General features: G+C 58.5%; 17 protein-coding genes. 7 read left to right on the top strand and 10 right to left on the bottom strand.

Going from position 1 to position 14,901, the window contains the following annotated elements; all coding sequences use genetic code 11:
- Positions 1–48: 48 nt before the first annotated feature.
- Together ompR and CAF87_RS23755 are read left to right on the top strand one after the other, a co-directional pair.
- Positions 49–789: a two-component system response regulator OmpR gene (ompR, locus tag CAF87_RS23760; protein ID WP_007952694.1), complete on the top strand. Its 741-nt coding sequence runs from the start codon at positions 49–51 to the stop codon at positions 787–789.
- Positions 790–903: 114 nt separating this feature from the next.
- Positions 904–2,217 carry an ATP-binding protein gene (locus CAF87_RS23755; RefSeq protein ID WP_085712711.1) on the top strand — a complete coding sequence of 438 codons (1,314 nt, stop codon included), beginning with the start codon at positions 904–906 and terminating at the stop codon, positions 2,215–2,217.
- A gap of 35 nt (positions 2,218–2,252) precedes the next feature.
- Here CAF87_RS23755 and rimK read toward each other — a convergent pair whose 3' ends face one another.
- Genes rimK through CAF87_RS23740 form a run of 3 tightly spaced genes read right to left on the bottom strand, consistent with a single transcriptional unit; the run spans position 2,253 to position 4,431 of the window.
- Positions 2,253–3,158: a 30S ribosomal protein S6--L-glutamate ligase gene (rimK, locus tag CAF87_RS23750; RefSeq protein WP_007949201.1), complete on the bottom strand. Its 906-nt coding sequence runs from the start codon at positions 3,156–3,158 to the stop codon at positions 2,253–2,255.
- Complete coding sequence (locus CAF87_RS23745) at positions 3,155–3,601, bottom strand: ATP-dependent zinc protease (RefSeq protein WP_169432582.1); 447 nt, start codon at positions 3,599–3,601, stop codon at positions 3,155–3,157. The genes rimK and CAF87_RS23745 overlap by 4 nt, the downstream gene beginning before the upstream one ends.
- A gap of 50 nt (positions 3,602–3,651) precedes the next feature.
- The gene (locus tag CAF87_RS23740; protein WP_085733332.1) at positions 3,652–4,431 is read right to left on the bottom strand and encodes an EAL domain-containing protein; all 780 of its coding nucleotides are present in this window, start codon (positions 4,429–4,431) and stop codon (positions 3,652–3,654) included.
- Between the two features lie 116 nt (positions 4,432–4,547).
- On the opposite strand from CAF87_RS23740, the gene CAF87_RS23735 reads away from it, so the two are divergent.
- On the top strand, positions 4,548–4,955 hold the full coding sequence (locus CAF87_RS23735; RefSeq protein WP_085733331.1) for an RNA-binding S4 domain-containing protein: 408 nt from the start codon (positions 4,548–4,550) through the stop codon (positions 4,953–4,955).
- Between the two features lie 68 nt (positions 4,956–5,023).
- Here CAF87_RS23735 and CAF87_RS23730 read toward each other — a convergent pair whose 3' ends face one another.
- Positions 5,024–5,824 carry a phosphatase PAP2 family protein gene (locus CAF87_RS23730; RefSeq protein WP_085733330.1) on the bottom strand — a complete coding sequence of 267 codons (801 nt, stop codon included), beginning with the start codon at positions 5,822–5,824 and terminating at the stop codon, positions 5,024–5,026.
- A gap of 104 nt (positions 5,825–5,928) precedes the next feature.
- Between CAF87_RS23730 and hslO the strand changes: the two genes are divergently transcribed.
- Both hslO and CAF87_RS23720 read left to right on the top strand, forming a co-directional pair.
- Positions 5,929–6,831, top strand: a complete 903-nt coding sequence (gene hslO / locus CAF87_RS23725; protein WP_085733329.1) for an Hsp33 family molecular chaperone HslO — start codon at positions 5,929–5,931, stop codon at positions 6,829–6,831.
- 181 nt (positions 6,832–7,012) lie between these two features.
- Positions 7,013–8,554 (top strand): phosphoenolpyruvate carboxykinase, encoded by a 1,542-nt coding sequence (locus tag CAF87_RS23720; protein ID WP_085733328.1) that lies wholly within the window; start codon positions 7,013–7,015, stop codon positions 8,552–8,554.
- Between the two features lie 172 nt (positions 8,555–8,726).
- On the opposite strand, the gene CAF87_RS23715 is transcribed toward CAF87_RS23720, so the two are convergent.
- The 5 genes from CAF87_RS23715 to CAF87_RS23695 all read right to left on the bottom strand — a co-directional run bounded on the left by CAF87_RS23715 (position 8,727) and on the right by CAF87_RS23695 (position 11,757).
- Positions 8,727–8,999, bottom strand: a complete 273-nt coding sequence (locus CAF87_RS23715) for a type II toxin-antitoxin system RelE/ParE family toxin (RefSeq protein WP_085733327.1) — start codon at positions 8,997–8,999, stop codon at positions 8,727–8,729.
- Positions 8,999–9,442: a hypothetical protein gene (locus CAF87_RS23710; protein WP_085733447.1), complete on the bottom strand. Its 444-nt coding sequence runs from the start codon at positions 9,440–9,442 to the stop codon at positions 8,999–9,001. Before CAF87_RS23710 ends, CAF87_RS23715 begins: the two co-directional genes overlap by 1 nt.
- 156 nt (positions 9,443–9,598) lie before the next feature.
- Positions 9,599–9,898, bottom strand: coding sequence for a hypothetical protein (locus CAF87_RS23705; protein ID WP_085712718.1), 300 nt, complete (start codon positions 9,896–9,898; stop codon positions 9,599–9,601).
- 347 nt (positions 9,899–10,245) lie between these two features.
- Complete coding sequence (locus tag CAF87_RS23700; protein WP_085733326.1) at positions 10,246–11,373, bottom strand: hypothetical protein; 1,128 nt, start codon at positions 11,371–11,373, stop codon at positions 10,246–10,248.
- A gap of 102 nt (positions 11,374–11,475) precedes the next feature.
- Complete coding sequence (locus tag CAF87_RS23695) at positions 11,476–11,757, bottom strand: hypothetical protein (RefSeq protein ID WP_085733325.1); 282 nt, start codon at positions 11,755–11,757, stop codon at positions 11,476–11,478.
- A gap of 303 nt (positions 11,758–12,060) precedes the next feature.
- Here CAF87_RS23695 and CAF87_RS23690 point away from each other — a divergent pair, with 303 nt between their 5' ends.
- The gene (locus CAF87_RS23690) at positions 12,061–12,564 is read left to right on the top strand and encodes a polysaccharide deacetylase (RefSeq protein WP_085733324.1); all 504 of its coding nucleotides are present in this window, start codon (positions 12,061–12,063) and stop codon (positions 12,562–12,564) included.
- Between the two features lie 17 nt (positions 12,565–12,581).
- Here the strand turns inward: CAF87_RS23690 and CAF87_RS29565 are convergent, their stop codons facing one another.
- A complete protein-coding gene (locus tag CAF87_RS29565) occupies positions 12,582–12,716 on the bottom strand; it encodes a hypothetical protein (protein ID WP_256576048.1) in 135 nt (44 codons plus the stop codon).
- 234 nt (positions 12,717–12,950) lie between these two features.
- Between CAF87_RS29565 and CAF87_RS23685 the strand changes: the two genes are divergently transcribed.
- On the top strand, positions 12,951–14,879 hold the full coding sequence (locus tag CAF87_RS23685) for an ATP-dependent DNA helicase RecQ (protein WP_085733323.1): 1,929 nt from the start codon (positions 12,951–12,953) through the stop codon (positions 14,877–14,879).
- The last annotated feature ends 22 nt before the right edge of the window (positions 14,880–14,901 follow it).

Genomic DNA, 14,901 nt, shown 5'->3' with positions numbered 1-14,901 from the left:
ATAACGGCAGCTACGCCATAATGCGCGCCGAGCTAAAAGGAGTATCCAATGAGCAGCACTGCACAAACTGCTGAAGGCGAAAAAATTCTTATTGTTGACGACGATCCGGGGCTGAGCAGCCTGCTGGAACGCTTCTTCGTCAGCAAGGGCTACCGTGCCCGCGCCGTACCGAACACCGAGCAGATGGATCGTCTGCTGTCCCGTGAAGTGTTCAACCTGGTCGTTCTCGACCTGATGCTGCCGGGCGAAGACGGCCTGACCGCTTGCCGTCGTCTGCGTGGCGCGAACAATCAGATCCCGATCATCATGCTCACCGCCAAGGGCGACGAACTGAGCCGGATCAAGGGGCTGGAACTGGGCGCCGACGATTACCTGGCCAAGCCGTTCAACCCGGACGAGCTGATGGCCCGCGTCAAAGCCGTGCTGCGCCGTCAGGCCGCACCGGTACCGGGCGCGCCAGGCAGTGAAGAAGAAAACGTCACGTTCGGCGACTACGTACTGTCCCTGGCCACCCGCGAACTCAAGCGCGGCGATGAAGTGCACATGCTCACCACCGGTGAGTTTGCGGTACTCAAGGCCCTGGTGATGAACGCCCGTCAGCCGCTGACCCGCGACAAGCTGATGAACCTGGCCCGTGGCCGGGAGTGGGATGCCCTGGAGCGTTCCATCGACGTGCAGATTTCCCGTCTGCGCCGGATGATCGAACCCGATCCGTCCAAACCGCGCTATATCCAGACTGTCTGGGGCGTGGGTTATGTGTTCGTGCCGGATGGCAACTCCACCAAGTGACGGGTGATTTGTAGGAGCGGGTCTGCAGGCAACGGTCGAAAGTGCCGGCTCCGCAGACTCGCTATCCGCAATATGCGAGCATTGCTCGTTCCTGCAAGTGCGTAGCGGTTATCCATGAAAACCCCTGTCTGGTTCCCCCAAAGCTTCTTCTCCCGCACCCTCTGGCTGGTGCTCATCGTCGTATTGTTCTCCAAGGCACTGACCCTGGTTTATCTGTTGATGAACGAGGATGTGCTGGTGGATCGCCAATACAGCCACGGCGTCGCCCTGACGCTGCGTGCCTATTGGGCCGCCGATGAAGAGAACCGCGCGAAGATCGCCGATGCCGCGACCCTGATACGGGTGGTCGGTGCCGGTGTGCCGGAAGGCGAACAGCACTGGCCGTACAGCGAAATCTACCAGCGGCAGATGCAGGCGGAACTGGGTGCGGACACCGAGGTTCGACTGCGCATGCATTCGCCGCCGGCGTTGTGGGTGCGCGCTCCGAGCCTGGGTGACGGGTGGTTGAAGGTGCCGTTGTACCCGCATCCGTTGCGCGGCCAGAAAATCTGGAACGTGCTCGGCTGGTTCCTCGCCATCGGTCTGCTCTCGACTGCGTCGGCCTGGATTTTCGTCAGCCAGCTTAACCAGCCATTGAAGCGTCTGGTGTATGCCGCGCGGCAGCTCGGTCAGGGCCGTAGCGTGCGCCTGCCGATCAGCGATACACCCAGCGAAATGACCGAAGTTTATCGCGCCTTCAACCAGATGGCTGAAGACGTCGAACAGGCTGGTCGTGAACGAGAACTGATGCTCGCCGGGGTTTCCCATGACCTGCGGACGCCGCTGACCCGATTGCGATTGTCACTGGAATTGATGGGCGACCGCACCGACCTGACCGACGATATGGTGCGTGATATCGAAGACATGGACGCGATCCTCGACCAGTTCCTCGCGTTCATTCGCGATGGTCGGGACGAATCCGTGGAAGAAGTGGATCTGAGCGATCTGGTGCGTGAAGTCGCGGCGCCGTACAACCAGAGTGAAGAGAAAGTGCGTTTGCGCCTGGAGCCGATCCAGCCGTTCCCGCTGCGCCGGGTGTCGATGAAACGTCTGCTGAACAACCTGATCGGCAATGCGTTGAATCATGCCGGCGGCAGTGTGGACGTTGCGGCCTATGTGTCCGGTGACACCAGCGCGCCGTACGTGGTGCTGAGTGTGATGGACCGTGGGGCGGGGATTGATCCTTCCGAGCTTGAAGCGATCTTCAACCCGTTCACCCGCGGCGACCGGGCGCGGGGCGGGAAGGGCACCGGGCTGGGGCTGGCGATTGTGAAGCGGATTGCTTCGATGCACGGTGGCAATGTCGAGTTGCGCAACCGCTCCGGGGGCGGGCTGGAGGCGCGGGTGCGCTTGCCGCTGGGATTGATGCTGCCGCGGGACGCGGTTTAAGTTTCAGGCGGCCTTGCGGCCGCCTGATTCAAGGTTCAACCCTTGCCTTTTGTGCGGGTCATGTTCGGTCCGCCATTCTTCTCAAGGTGCTCGATGATGATCCCCGCCACGTTCTTGCCCGTGGTGGTTTCGATCCCTTCCAGACCCGGTGACGAGTTCACTTCCATCACCAGCGGCCCGTGGTTGGAACGCAGAATATCGACACCCGCCACCGCCAGCCCCATGACCTTGGCTGCGCGCAACGCGGTCATGCGTTCTTCCGGGGTGATCTTGATCAGGCTGGCGCTGCCGCCCCGGTGCAGATTGGAGCGGAATTCCCCGGGCTTGGCCTGACGCTTCATCGCCGCGATCACCTTGTCACCGACCACGAAGCAGCGAATGTCCGCGCCGCCGGCTTCCTTGATGTATTCCTGCACCATGATGTTCTGCTTCAGGCCCATGAACGCCTCGATCACCGACTCCGCCGCCGTCGCGGTTTCGCACAGCACCACACCAATGCCCTGAGTACCTTCCAGCACCTTGATCACCAGCGGCGCGCCGTTGACCATGTCGATCAGGTCGGGAATGTCGTCCGGCGAGTGGGCGAACCCGGTCACCGGCAGGCCGATACCCCGGCGTGACAGCAATTGCAGCGAACGCAGCTTGTCCCGGGAACGGGCGATGGCCACCGATTCGTTGAGCGGAAACACCCCCATCATTTCGAACTGACGCAGCACGGCGCAGCCATAGAACGTCACCGATGCGCCGATCCGCGGGATCACCGCATCGAAACCCTCCAGCGGTTTGCCGCGATAGTGGATCTGCGGCTTGTGGCTGGCGATGTTCATGTAGGCGCGCAAGGTGTCGATCACTACCATTTCATGCCCGCGTTCGGTTCCGGCTTCGACCAGACGGCGGGTGGAATACAGACGCGGATTGCGCGACAGCACAGCGATCTTCATGCAACACCTGTGGAGGAGGTAGATACCGGGAACACCGGCTTGTCTTGTACATACTTGATGCCCGGATTGACCACCAGTTGGCCGTCGATCAGGGCTTTGGAACCTAACAACAGGCGATAGCGCATGGACTTGCGGCAGGCGAGGGTGAACTCGACCGGCCAGACCCGATCACCGAGGGCCAGGGTGGTGCTGATCACGTAGCGCACCTGGGCCTGGCCGTTGGAACTCTTGATGGTCTTGCGGGTGACCAGCGGCGCTTCGCAACGCCGGTGGCGCAACTGCACCACCGTGCCCAGGTGCGCGGTGAAGCGCACCCATTTCTCGCCGTCCCGTTCGAACGGCTCGATGTCGGTGGCGTGCAGGCTGGAGGTGCTGGCACCGGTATCGATTTTCGCCCGAAGGCCCGCGACTCCCAAGTCCGGGAGCGCCACCCACTCGCGCAGACCGACAACGGTCAAATGGTCAAATGTCTTCAATGGAAAAAAACCAACAATTAATGCGCCCACGCTCCAGGGGAAACCTGAGCTAACGCTTTGAATGCAGGCTTGGCGAACCAGAATCCCTGCATCAGAAATATTCCGCAGTCCGCCAGGAAATCCCGTTCACCAGCGCTTTCTATGCCTTCGGCGATGACTGTAACGTCCAACTCCGCACAGATTGTGACAATCCCCCGAACGATAGCCTGACGAACACGGTCACGGTCGATATCGCGAATCAGCGCCATGTCGAGTTTGATCAGGTCCGGCTGGAAATCGGCCAGCAGATTGAGCCCCGAATAACCGGCGCCGAAATCGTCGATGGCCGTCTTGAAGCCGAATTCGCGGTATTCACGCAGAATATTGGTCAAATGGCGATAGTTATCTACGTGCTCGCTTTCCAGTGTTTCGAAAATCAGCCGGTCGAGCGGGAAATTGTTTTTCCTGGCGGCCTCCAGGGTGCTGCGAATGCATAACTCTGGACGATAGACGGCGTTGGGCATGAAGTTGATCGACAAGTGTGTCTGCATATTAAGCGCGGCCGCGCCTTCGATGGCGCGAGTCCGGCAGAGTTGGTCGAAACGGTAGCGGTTATCTTCTGTAATCTGGTCCAGCACGGTGAGTGCGCCTTCACCGGCCGCACCACGAACCAGTGCCTCGTAGGCGTATACCGACTCGTCACGCAGATCCACGATGGGCTGATAAGCGAAGGAAAAGTCGAAGCCCAGCGGCTCGCTTTGCTGGCAGCCCAGACAGCCCGGTTTGGGCGAGGTCAATGAAGACGGAAATTTGGTCACTCGATCACTCCATGCCGGTGAACCGGCGAAGATCACAGTTTATCTGGAGGGCCGGGTTCTTGCGCCCGACAGAATCGGTAGTACAGTTCCGACTACTGGCTGAACGAGGAATTCATATGGCGCAAAAACAGGAAGAGGACGACAAGGTCCGTCTCGATAAATGGTTGTGGGCTGCGCGTTTTTATAAAACACGGGCCTTGGCCAAAGCCGCCATTGAAAGCGGCAAGGTGCATTGTCGGGGAGAGCGCTGCAAGCCTGGCAAAGAGCCACGCATCGGCGATGAATTCGAGATTCGCACCGGCTTCGATGAAAAGACCGTTGTGGTGCAAGCCCTGTCGATCGTGCGTCGTGGCGCGCCGGAAGCGCAGACGCTGTATGCGGAAACCGAAGCCAGTGTCGCCAAGCGCGAGGCGGCTGCGGCGATGCGCAAGGCGGGCGCCTTGGGCGTAACCACAGATGGCAAACCGAGCAAGAAGCAGCGCCGGGATCTGTTTAAATTTCGTGGGAACAGTGGCGGAGAATAAAAAATCGCAGCCTGCCGGTCCTGACTCAAGACTCGTCAATGGCTGCGATTTTTTTCAGCGGTCGTCGATTATCGTGCGGACACGACAGTCATCCGCGAAACCACCGGCAACTTGCCCAGCAGCCCAAAGATTGGCGCCGTGACCTTCAGCCAGAAGTTCGCCGCGTGATAGGCAAACGGCGTGTAGTAACCCCAACCCAGCGCCCACACCGCCAGCAGCAGGCCACCGATGTAATCGTCCTGGCCCCAGTGCGCGCCGGCCACCAGCCGCGGCAGCATGAACAGCAGCGCCAGGCCCCAGACTGTCAGGAACTGGCCGGCTGAGCGACTGAAAACGCCCATGAACAGCGCCCAGATCAGCAGCACCGAAGCATGGTCACCGGGAAAACTCTGGCTCGAGCGATCCTTCAGCTCAAAGGTCTTCTCCAGATGCGGGAAATAGTCGCTCATATGGACTGCGCCTTCGAGCACCATGGAAGGGCTATTGTGCTGCCAGCCCATGTGGTCGGCAAATTTGGAAAACAGCGCGCGGATCACCACCATCAGCAGCAGGATCGAGAAAAATCCGAAGAACGCGCGACGTACGTCAATCGCCTTGAAGACCCAGTCGCCCTTGATCAGCAGCGTCAGCAGAATCAGTCCGACGACAACGTCGAACGGGCGCAGACTTGCAATTGCCCAGATGTGGAGCCATATGGGGTTGCTGGCCAGCGGAGTATTGAGTGAGCGGAACAGCCACTCGTCGAAAACCACACACAGCATCTGGCCTGTAGGCCATAACCAGAAAGCCAGTAGTGCCAATGGCACTGCATTGCACAGAACCAGCCGGCCGAGGTTCCACCTTGATTGGAACAAACCCGGATTGTTCATAAAATGCCTCCCGTGGCTGAACATAGGCATCAAAATGGATGCCAGAAGCGCGGGATTTTCATTCTTTGTAACCTTTTTGTCATTAAAATCAGATACCTAGACCTATGACCGATTTCCTCGATACCGATTACACCCAACGCTTCATCTTCGATGACAGCGACACGCGCGGCGAACTGGTGTCGCTGGAACGCAGCTACGCCGAAGTGCTCGCCAAGCACCCGTATCCGGAGCCGGTTGCGCAATTGCTGGGCGAATTCATGGCTGCCGCGTCGCTGCTGGTGGGCACCCTGAAATTCGATGGCTTGCTGATTCTTCAGGCACGCTCCGAAGGCCCGATTCCGCTGCTGATGATCGAGTGCTCCAGCGAGCGCGAAATTCGTGGCCTGGCCCGTTATGAGGCGGACCTGATCGCCCCTGACGCAACCCTCGCCGACCTGATGCCCAACGGCGTTCTGGCCCTGACGATCGACCCGACCGTAGGCCAGCGTTATCAGGGTATCGTCGACCTCGACGGCGAAACCCTGTCCGATTGCTTCACCAACTACTTCGTCATGTCCCAGCAGGTCGGCACCCGCTTCAAGCTGTGTGCCGATGGCCGTCGCGCCCGTGGCCTGCTGCTGCAGCAACTGCCGGCCGATCGCCTGAAAGATGAAGATGAACGCGCCGCCAGCTGGCAGCACATCACCGCGCTGGGCAACACCCTGACCGCTGATGAACTCTTGAGCCTGGACAACGAAACGGTTCTGCATCGCCTCTACCATGAAGAGCAGGTTCGTCTGTTCGATGTGCAGAACTTGCGTTTCCACTGCAGTTGCTCCCGCGAGCGTTCGGGCAATGCATTGGTCAGCCTGGGTCTGGAAGATGCGCAGCAATTGGTGGCCGAGCAGGGTGGCAGCGTCGAGATCGATTGCCAGTTCTGCAACCAGCGCTACCTGTTCGATGCGGCGGATATCGCTCAATTGTTCGCTGGCGCGGGCGTCGAGACGCCGTCAGATACCCGGCACTAAAACGGTTCAGCGCAGGTAAATTCACTGCTCAACGACGGAATAACGCCGTTACGACGGGAGGACCCTACTCTTTTTGGGCTTTTCTGGCATAATCCGGCCCACTTTTTTCGCGGTAGTAGTGCACGACTTTCTACTACAAAACGTTTGGAGCACACTCGGCCACTGGCCGACGGGGAATCTCATGACGCAAGCCAATAACGCCGTGTACACCGATCTGAGTGTTGATGATCTGGTAAAAGAAGCCCTGAAACGCGGTGAAGGCGAGCTTGCCGATACCGGCGCTCTGGTAGTTCGCACCGGTCACCGCACCGGCCGTTCGCCAGTCGACCGTTTCATCGTTGAAGAGCCTTCCACCCAGGACGCTATCGCTTGGGGCCCGATCAACCGCAAGTTCCCGGCCGACAAGTTCGACGCGCTGTGGGCTCGTGTCGAGGCGTTCAACAACGCGCAAGAGCATTTCGTTTCCCACGTGCATGTAGGCGCGGCCGAAGATCACTACCTGGCCGTGAAGATGACCACTCAGACTGCATGGCAGAACCTGTTCGGTCGTTGCCTGTTCATCAACCCGGCACAGTACAACCCGGCCGGTCGTGAAGAGTGGCAAGTGCTGAACGTCGCCAACTTCGAGTGCGTGCCTGAGCGTGACGGCACAAACTCCGACGGTTGCGTGATCCTCAACTTCGCCCAGAAAAAAGTGCTGATCGCCGGCATGCGTTACGCCGGTGAAATGAAGAAAGCCATGTTCTCGGTGCAGAACTTCCTGTTGCCGGCTTCCGACGTGCTGCCAATGCACTGCGCTGCCAACATCGGCGAAGCAGGCGACGTGACCCTGTTCTTCGGTCTGTCGGGCACCGGTAAAACCACCCTGTCGGCCGACGAAAGCCGTTACCTGATCGGTGACGACGAACACGGCTGGGGCGAAGGTGTTGTCTTCAACATCGAAGGCGGCTGCTACGCCAAGTGCATCGACTTGTCCGAGAAGAACGAGCCGGTCATCTGGAAAGCCATCAAGCACGGCGCAGTCCTGGAAAACGTCGTGATCGACGATGCCAAGCACGCCGACTACGCCGATGTCAGCCTGACCCAGAACAGCCGCGCAGCCTACCCGCTGGAGCACGTTGCCAAGCGTTCCGAGAAGAACCTGGGCGGCGAGCCGAACGCTGTGATCTTCCTGACTTGCGACCTGACCGGCGTACTGCCGCCCGTGTCGATCCTGAACAACGAGCAGGCGGCCTACCACTTCCTGTCCGGCTACACCGCACTGGTGGGCTCGACTGAAATGGGTTCGGGCAGCGGCATCAAGTCGACCTTCTCCACCTGCTTCGGCGCACCGTTCTTCCCGCGCCCGGCTGGTGAATACGCCGAGCTGCTGATCAAGCGCATCAAGGGCTTCGGCTCCAAGGTCTACCTGGTCAACACCGGCTGGACCGGCGGTGGCTACGGCGTCGGCAAACGCTTCAACATCCCGACCACCCGCGCCGTGATCGCAGCGATCCAGAGCGGCGCGCTGATCGGTGCTGAAACCGAACACCTGGACACCATCAACCTGGACGTGCCACTGGCCGTACCGGGCGTCGAAACCAACCTGCTCAACCCACGCAACACCTGGGCTGACAAGGCTGCGTACGACGAAGCTGCCAAAGCACTGGCCGGTCTGTTCATCGAGAACTTCAAGAAGTTCGACGTGAGCGATGCGATCAAGGCTGCCGGGCCTAAGTTGTAAGACTTAGTTCTGGTGAATGAAAAAGCCGCCTCTTGAGGGCGGCTTTTTTGTGGGTGATCGGTTGGACTTCGTTGTCAGATCAACTGCCATTATTCCCGCAGAGTCCGCGCTAAGCAGCCAGAATAATGCTACTTAAGGATCCGCAAACTCCTAAGCATTTTTTCTCCAGCCATCATGGCCATTGCCGTCTGGTATGCAGCACTCGCAGCACTTCCACAACATCAACTTTGATTGTGTAGATGATGACGTAGTTTGGGGTGACGACGATTTCGCGGGTGCCTTCCGCGATACCTTTTCGGTATATGGCAGGGTGCTTGCGAGCGCTTTCTCCTTTCAGTTCGAAAACCTCATCGAGCTCAATCGCTGCAACGGGATTTTCCTGTCCGATACGCTCCATGATGTTGTCTCGGTCATCCAGCGCCTTTTGGCGCCAGACCAACTTCATCAACGTACTCGCTGACGCAGGGCATCCCGCTTGGCGGCAAATATCCTGCGAGCGTCTTCATCGCTGACGCTGGGCCTTGGGTCATCAATGCTGATTTGTACCTGTTGTTTGACCCATTCTTCATATGCAGCGGCTTCATGAGCTTGCTTCATCGCTTCGGCGCGATCAGGGCGAGCATAGGTTTTTATTTGAAGAGGATCATAACTGGAGGCGTCCACATCGAAGTGATTGATACCCACTCCTTGCAGGTAGGTCACCAGTGTTTCGAACCGCTTGAACAGCCGCACCTGGCCACTGCGTTGTGCTGCCAGTGAATACTCTTTGCTTCCTTGCTGAACTTGAATCGACCAGCCACCAGGCCTGGCGACGATATGTGCGCTACTGATCGAACCGTTCTCAAATAGTCGCGTGAGAGTGCTGTGATCAATGGTTTCAGTGGTCATGAAAGCAAGCCCTTGGTTGAACAATGGCTCCCATCGTACGCAATCAATAATAGTTTGCAAAATTCAGGTCCTTAAGTTTTGCGCCGGAAATGCCAGCGTCAGTGTTCTAGATAGAGGCAGGCAGTTCTAGCCATGAACACGCCTGCCCGAAGTTCGTCAGGCCGGGGCTTTCCAGCTGAGCATTTTCTGCTGGGCGACTTGCAGCAGGTCACAGCCGTCTTTGGTCAACAGGTAGAGCGCGTGGGTGATGTGCGGGATGTCTTCGACGTCGGCGTGTTTGAAGCAGAGGCAGTAGAGGGTTTGCAGCAGGTCGCTGGAGGCACGCAGGCGCTGGACGGCGCATTCGAGGATGTCTTGCGGGTTGGCATCGGTGTCGATGACCAGGGGCTTGGTGTCGGTGAGGTTGGAGTCGAGTGGACGGTAGCGATCGGAGTGGAGCTCGTTCCATGATTTCATTTTTTAGATCCTCAATTGCTTCGAATGAAGCCACCAAATCGTGACCAAGCGACTGGAGGCGACTGTGTTCGGGTTGGTCAACCGGTGAGGATCATGCACATACCCGGCACGCTCGAAAGCGTCCCAAACACAGCCACCATAACGCTGCTGGCAATTGAGTGCCGGCAGCATACAGCGGACGCGAATGCATGATCCAATCGGGTGACCAAGCCCGAGCCGCTGAATTGGCAGCGACAGTCACAACTATAGGTTTCGACCTAACGGCGCCGATAGAAGACAAGGCGCCGCTGCGTGTAGGAACGGGATGCAGATTCGGGCAGGCCGTTCCTACAGATCAATCATGGTTTTCAACGAATCGCCCGATACCCCTCAACATCCAGCACACTCGTCGTCAGCCCGGTCGCCGGGGTGTAGATCGTGCCTTTCACTGTCGAGAACGGGACGCCTTTGCTGCCCAGCGACACGTAGCGTTCACCTTGATCCAGTTCGGTGAACCAGGTGTAGGAGCACTTCTCCATGGCTTTGTATTTCGCTGCCGCGTTGACGATGGCGGCGGTGTGGTTTCGAAGGTCGGCGTCAGTAAGGTTGAGGTTCTTGTCGAGCACGGTGCCCCAGCGTTTCAGGCAGGTCTCGGCAAAGTGGCGGACGATCAGGCCCGGTTCGGCCACAACCTTCGGACCACTGACGCCATCGGCCGAAGCATTGCCGACCAGCGTGGCGTGACGGCCAGGCATTGGAAAAATGCTGGTCTTGGTGCCGGTCGCGGTTTGCGGGATGACGCAGCTGAAACCCTTGGAGCGTTCGTCCCGAGCATAAAAGCCCACGTACTCTTTCACGTTGTAGTTGAGCTTTACCCGGTGTTCCTGAAAGTTACCGATACCGGGCACGGGATCAATGGCGAAGATATTCACCGGAATGTTTTTCAGCGCACTGTCGTTGAACATGGCATTGGCCAGCATATGGCAACTAATGCCGCCACGGCTCCAGCCCACCAGATTGACCTTTGTTGGAATAACACCGTCCTTGCGGAAGGTTTTAATGATTTGCTCTTGTAACTTCTGTTGCGTGACGCTGCGCTCGCCATAGTTATATTTGCGCCATAGCCAGGAACCCTCGACCTTTACATCTTCAATCGGAATGCCGGCAGCCTTGAGGCGGTTGTATTCCGCTTCGGTCAACTGCTCGCGCTGCCAGTCGCATTTGCCTTTGATGATGTTCATCGCGTGCTGGACGTTTTCCTCCCAGCCCTTGCCGAACAGGGTTCCGCTGAGGCCATAGTCCTTGGATTTGGTGAACAGGTCATCGGCTTGCAGGTTGCTGGTGCCGGGGCCATCGACCACGATCCATTCGGCAAACTCGCGACCGGCGTGGTGGGAGGCGAGTGTGGAAACGAGTTCGCCATCCCAATAATTTTCGTGGGCATTATCAAACTTTGTGGAACCTGTACCGCAAAAGAAAATAGTCAGCGTAGTCATGTTGTTGCTCTTGGTTGATGAAAGAGCAAACAGACTAGTTCTGAACTTTGCAGTCATGGAAGAGACGGGTTGTTGCGAACTTTGTAAGTTTGGCGGGTGGCGTCAATTATTTATTCGTTGCCTGGCAACTTCCAGCAGGTCACAGCCGTCCTGCGTCAATAAATAAAGCGCATTGACGATGTTGGGGATGTCTTTCACATCGGCCTGTTTGAAACACAGGCAGTAAAGAGTTTCCAGCAGGTTGTTGGCTGCACGCAGTCGCTGATCGGCGGCGTCGAGGAGATCGCGGTGACTCGCCTCGGTATCAATGACCAGCACGGGCGTTTCGTTATAGCTGGTCGTGAGTGCGCGGTATCGGGTGTTTAGCGGTTTGAACGGGTTCATGATCGGGTGAGTCCTTTACGAAGTCGCGTTAGCGGGCCGACACAGTGCTTTCAGTCGCGCCGGCCACTATAGAAGGGCGCCCTCGAGCGGAACAAGACAGCCACGATGGACAGAATTCGTAGGGGTTTTTCCGGGGTTCGGGCATTTGCCCTACGCGTTTTTCAAGCTTTTTCACAGCCAAACCCTGATCAGCGAAATTTCCCGCGTGTTTGTCGGGCGATTCCCGTTAAACCTCTGTATGGTGCGCGCCAGAATCCGTAGGGCGTTTCCAGACGTCCGACACACGCTTAAAGGGAATTAGGTATGCAGTGGCTACGAATGGCCTCGATCATTTTGCTGTGGGCCAGTGGTTGTCGTTTGGCGGTGGCTTCCGACACAGACAATGGGCTGGCGCTTGCCAATCTGGAGCGCAGTGGCTGGCCGGACGCGCTCACCACTCAGGACAACATCGATACGGCTTCCCGCGCGGAAGTGCTGATTTTCGGCAAGGCCTTGTTGGCCAGCGAAGCGCTGAACGAAACGGGACTCAAACAACGACTGGGTGTGCAGCAAATGCAGCTCAAGTCGATCCGGCAAGTGCGCGACGGTCTGTGGGATCGCTTGCTCAGCACTTACCGTAATGCCAGCCAGAATTGTGATGAACAAGCGTTTTGCCCACGGGTGCGCAGCGTCGCCGATCTGCGCCAACTGGCGGCGGCATTCACCGGTGATATCAGCCCTGCCCATGCACAATGGGCAAGCAAAAGCCTGGACGTGCATGAGCGGGTACTGGATGAGCAACTGCGGGTGGCTGTCTTGCGGCCCTGACGATGCTTTGCGGGTGTTCAGGCCGAAAGGGTTTCACCCGTTGTCGCGGCGCAAGCCCAGGGCGGGGGGAAGTTGTCGGGAGAGGGCGTACATCCACCCAGCAGCAGGAATGCAAAGATCAGGGCGAGGGGCAGTTTCAAAGGTTTCGACATGTTCACTCCTTGATAAAAATCCATGGGCATCGGCCATCCTGGCTCTATGCGTGACGGACATTACCCTCAGGTCGATTCACGCTGCGATGAACAAAGTGTTTCATTTGTTTGATCCCGTGGCGGAGCTGCCGACGCTGTATCATCCCGTATCGATTTGCCCCCCGACCTATTCTCGACTCGCTGCGATCGCCCGCTAGGCTGTTGGCATCACAGCGGTCAACGGAATGACAGCGAATGCACAACACCCTGGAACAGGTTTTCGGTTATCCACAATTTCGACCCGGTCAGGAAGCGGCAATCAGCGCCGTGCTGGCCGGGCGCTCGGCGGCGGCGATCTTTCCCACCGGGTCGGGAAAGTCCATTTGCTACCAGATGCCGGCTCTCCTGCTGCCACACCTGACGCTGGTGGTCTCGCCGTTGCTGGCGCTGATGCAGGACCAGCTTGAGTTCTTGCGGCGCCACGGCATTTCGGCGGGGAGCATCGACTCGGCACAAAGCCGCGAAGACGCCAATAATGTGATGGCCCGCGCCCGTTCGGGCGAACTGAAGATCCTGATGATTTCCGTTGAGCGTCTGAAAAACGAGCGCTTTCGAAATTTTTTGCAGCAGGTGCCGATCTCGCTGCTGGTGGTGGATGAGGCGCACTGCATCTCCGAATGGGGCCACAACTTCCGGCCCGACTATCTCAAGCTGCCGGACTACCAGCGCCAGTTCAACATCCCGCAGACCCTGCTGCTGACTGCCACCGCAACGCCGAAAGTCATCGCCGACATGCAGGCGAAGTTCGCCATCGCCGCCGAAGACGTAGTGACAACCGGTTTCTATCGACCCAACCTCAACCTGCTGGTGGAGCCGGTGCGCGGCGAGGACAAGCGTCGACGGCTGGTGCAGTGGATGGCCGAGCGAACGGGCCAGCCGAGCATCGTCTACGTCACCCTGCAGAAAACCGCCGAACACCTCGCCGAGCATCTGGGGCGCAATGGCATCCAGGCCGAGGCGTACCATGCCGGGCTGCCCCACGAACAACGGGAAGCGATCCAGAAGCGCTTCATGGGCGGGCAGTCCAATTGCATCGTCGCCACCATCGCGTTCGGCATGGGCATCGACAAAAGCGACATCCGCAACGTGGTGCATTTCGACCTGCCCAAATCCATCGAAAACTACAGTCAGGAAATCGGCCGTGCCGGGCGAGACGGGCAACCTTCCGACTGCCTGGTGCTGGCCAACCGCGACAGCCTCAATGTGCTGGAAAACTTCGTCTACGGCGACACGCCGGAGCGCGATGGCATTCGCCACGTGCTGGACGAGTTGCAGGCCGCTGCGCCTGAAGGCCAGTGGGAGTTTTTGCTCGGGCCGCTGGCGGATCAGAGCAATATCCGTGCGCTGCCGTTGAAGACGTTGCTGGTGCAACTGGAGCTGCGAGGGCTGATTGCCCCGCGCTACGCGTACTACGCCGAATATCGTTTCAAATACCTGCTGGAACCCGAGGCGTTGCTTGAGCGTTTCGAGGGCGAGCGCAGGGATTTCGTCGCAGCGATCATCCAGACTTCGAGCCGCGCACGGACCTGGGCCACGGTGAATTTCGAGGCGATGTACACGCAGTACTCGGCAGAGCGAAATCGAGTGGTGAAGGCGCTGGATTACTTCCAGGAGAAAGGCTGGGTCGAGCTGGAAAGCAAACAGATGACCGAGGTCTACAACGTTCTTCACAGTGCCTTCGACAGCCAGGTCTTGAGTAGCGAGCTGCATGATTACTTCTCCCGCCACGAACAGACTGAAGTGGCGCGGATTCACGCGATGCTCGAGTTGTTCGCCACCGAGCGCTGCCTGGGCTATCGACTGGCGGAGTACTTCGGTGATCACAACGCCCCTGAGCATTGCGGGCATTGCTCGGTGTGTCACGGGCAGATTGCCCGGTTGCCGGCGCCTCCGGAACTGCCGGCGCTTGTGGATAAAAGTTTTCCGGCGTTGTGCAGCGACTTTATCCACAGGCACGAGCAACAGACCGGCAGTGCGCCTTCGGCGGAGCGGCTGACGCGGTTTCTGTGCGGGATCAGCGTGCCGCTGTTCACCAAGCTAAAGGCACGGACCATTTCCGGGTATGCGGCGCTGGAGGAGTATTCCTACGCGGACGTGCGGGCCTGGGCTCAGGCGCATCTCTGAAGCGGTGAATCCATCTGCTGAA

This window comes from Pseudomonas sp. R38(2017) (genome assembly GCF_002112395.1).
Classification (GTDB): domain Bacteria; phylum Pseudomonadota; class Gammaproteobacteria; order Pseudomonadales; family Pseudomonadaceae; genus Aquipseudomonas.
The sequence above is the reverse complement of the archived record's forward strand: the minus strand, read 5'-3'. Positions and strand labels throughout refer to the sequence as shown.

Bases quoted from the DNA above. Each gene is read 5' to 3' on its own strand.
- CAF87_RS23685 (WP_085733323.1), top strand. From the start codon at position 12,951: ATGCACAACACCCTGGAACAGGTTTTCGGTTATCCACAATTTCGACCC.
- ompR (WP_007952694.1), top strand. From the start codon at position 49: ATGAGCAGCACTGCACAAACTGCTGAAGGCGAAAAAATTCTTATTGTT.
- CAF87_RS23720 (WP_085733328.1), top strand. From the start codon at position 7,013: ATGACGCAAGCCAATAACGCCGTGTACACCGATCTGAGTGTTGATGAT.
- CAF87_RS23690 (WP_085733324.1), top strand. From the start codon at position 12,061: ATGCAGTGGCTACGAATGGCCTCGATCATTTTGCTGTGGGCCAGTGGT.
- CAF87_RS23715 (WP_085733327.1), bottom strand. From the start codon at position 8,999: ATGAAGTTGGTCTGGCGCCAAAAGGCGCTGGATGACCGAGACAACATC.
- CAF87_RS23710 (WP_085733447.1), bottom strand. From the start codon at position 9,442: ATGACCACTGAAACCATTGATCACAGCACTCTCACGCGACTATTTGAG.
- CAF87_RS23730 (WP_085733330.1), bottom strand. From the start codon at position 5,824: ATGAACAATCCGGGTTTGTTCCAATCAAGGTGGAACCTCGGCCGGCTG.
- CAF87_RS23755 (WP_085712711.1), top strand. From the start codon at position 904: ATGAAAACCCCTGTCTGGTTCCCCCAAAGCTTCTTCTCCCGCACCCTC.
- CAF87_RS23700 (WP_085733326.1), bottom strand. From the start codon at position 11,373: ATGACTACGCTGACTATTTTCTTTTGCGGTACAGGTTCCACAAAGTTT.
- CAF87_RS23705 (WP_085712718.1), bottom strand. From the start codon at position 9,898: ATGAAATCATGGAACGAGCTCCACTCCGATCGCTACCGTCCACTCGAC.
- rimK (WP_007949201.1), bottom strand. From the start codon at position 3,158: ATGAAGATCGCTGTGCTGTCGCGCAATCCGCGTCTGTATTCCACCCGC.
- CAF87_RS23735 (WP_085733331.1), top strand. From the start codon at position 4,548: ATGGCGCAAAAACAGGAAGAGGACGACAAGGTCCGTCTCGATAAATGG.
- CAF87_RS23695 (WP_085733325.1), bottom strand. From the start codon at position 11,757: ATGAACCCGTTCAAACCGCTAAACACCCGATACCGCGCACTCACGACC.
- hslO (WP_085733329.1), top strand. From the start codon at position 5,929: ATGACCGATTTCCTCGATACCGATTACACCCAACGCTTCATCTTCGAT.
- CAF87_RS29565 (WP_256576048.1), bottom strand. From the start codon at position 12,716: ATGTCGAAACCTTTGAAACTGCCCCTCGCCCTGATCTTTGCATTCCTG.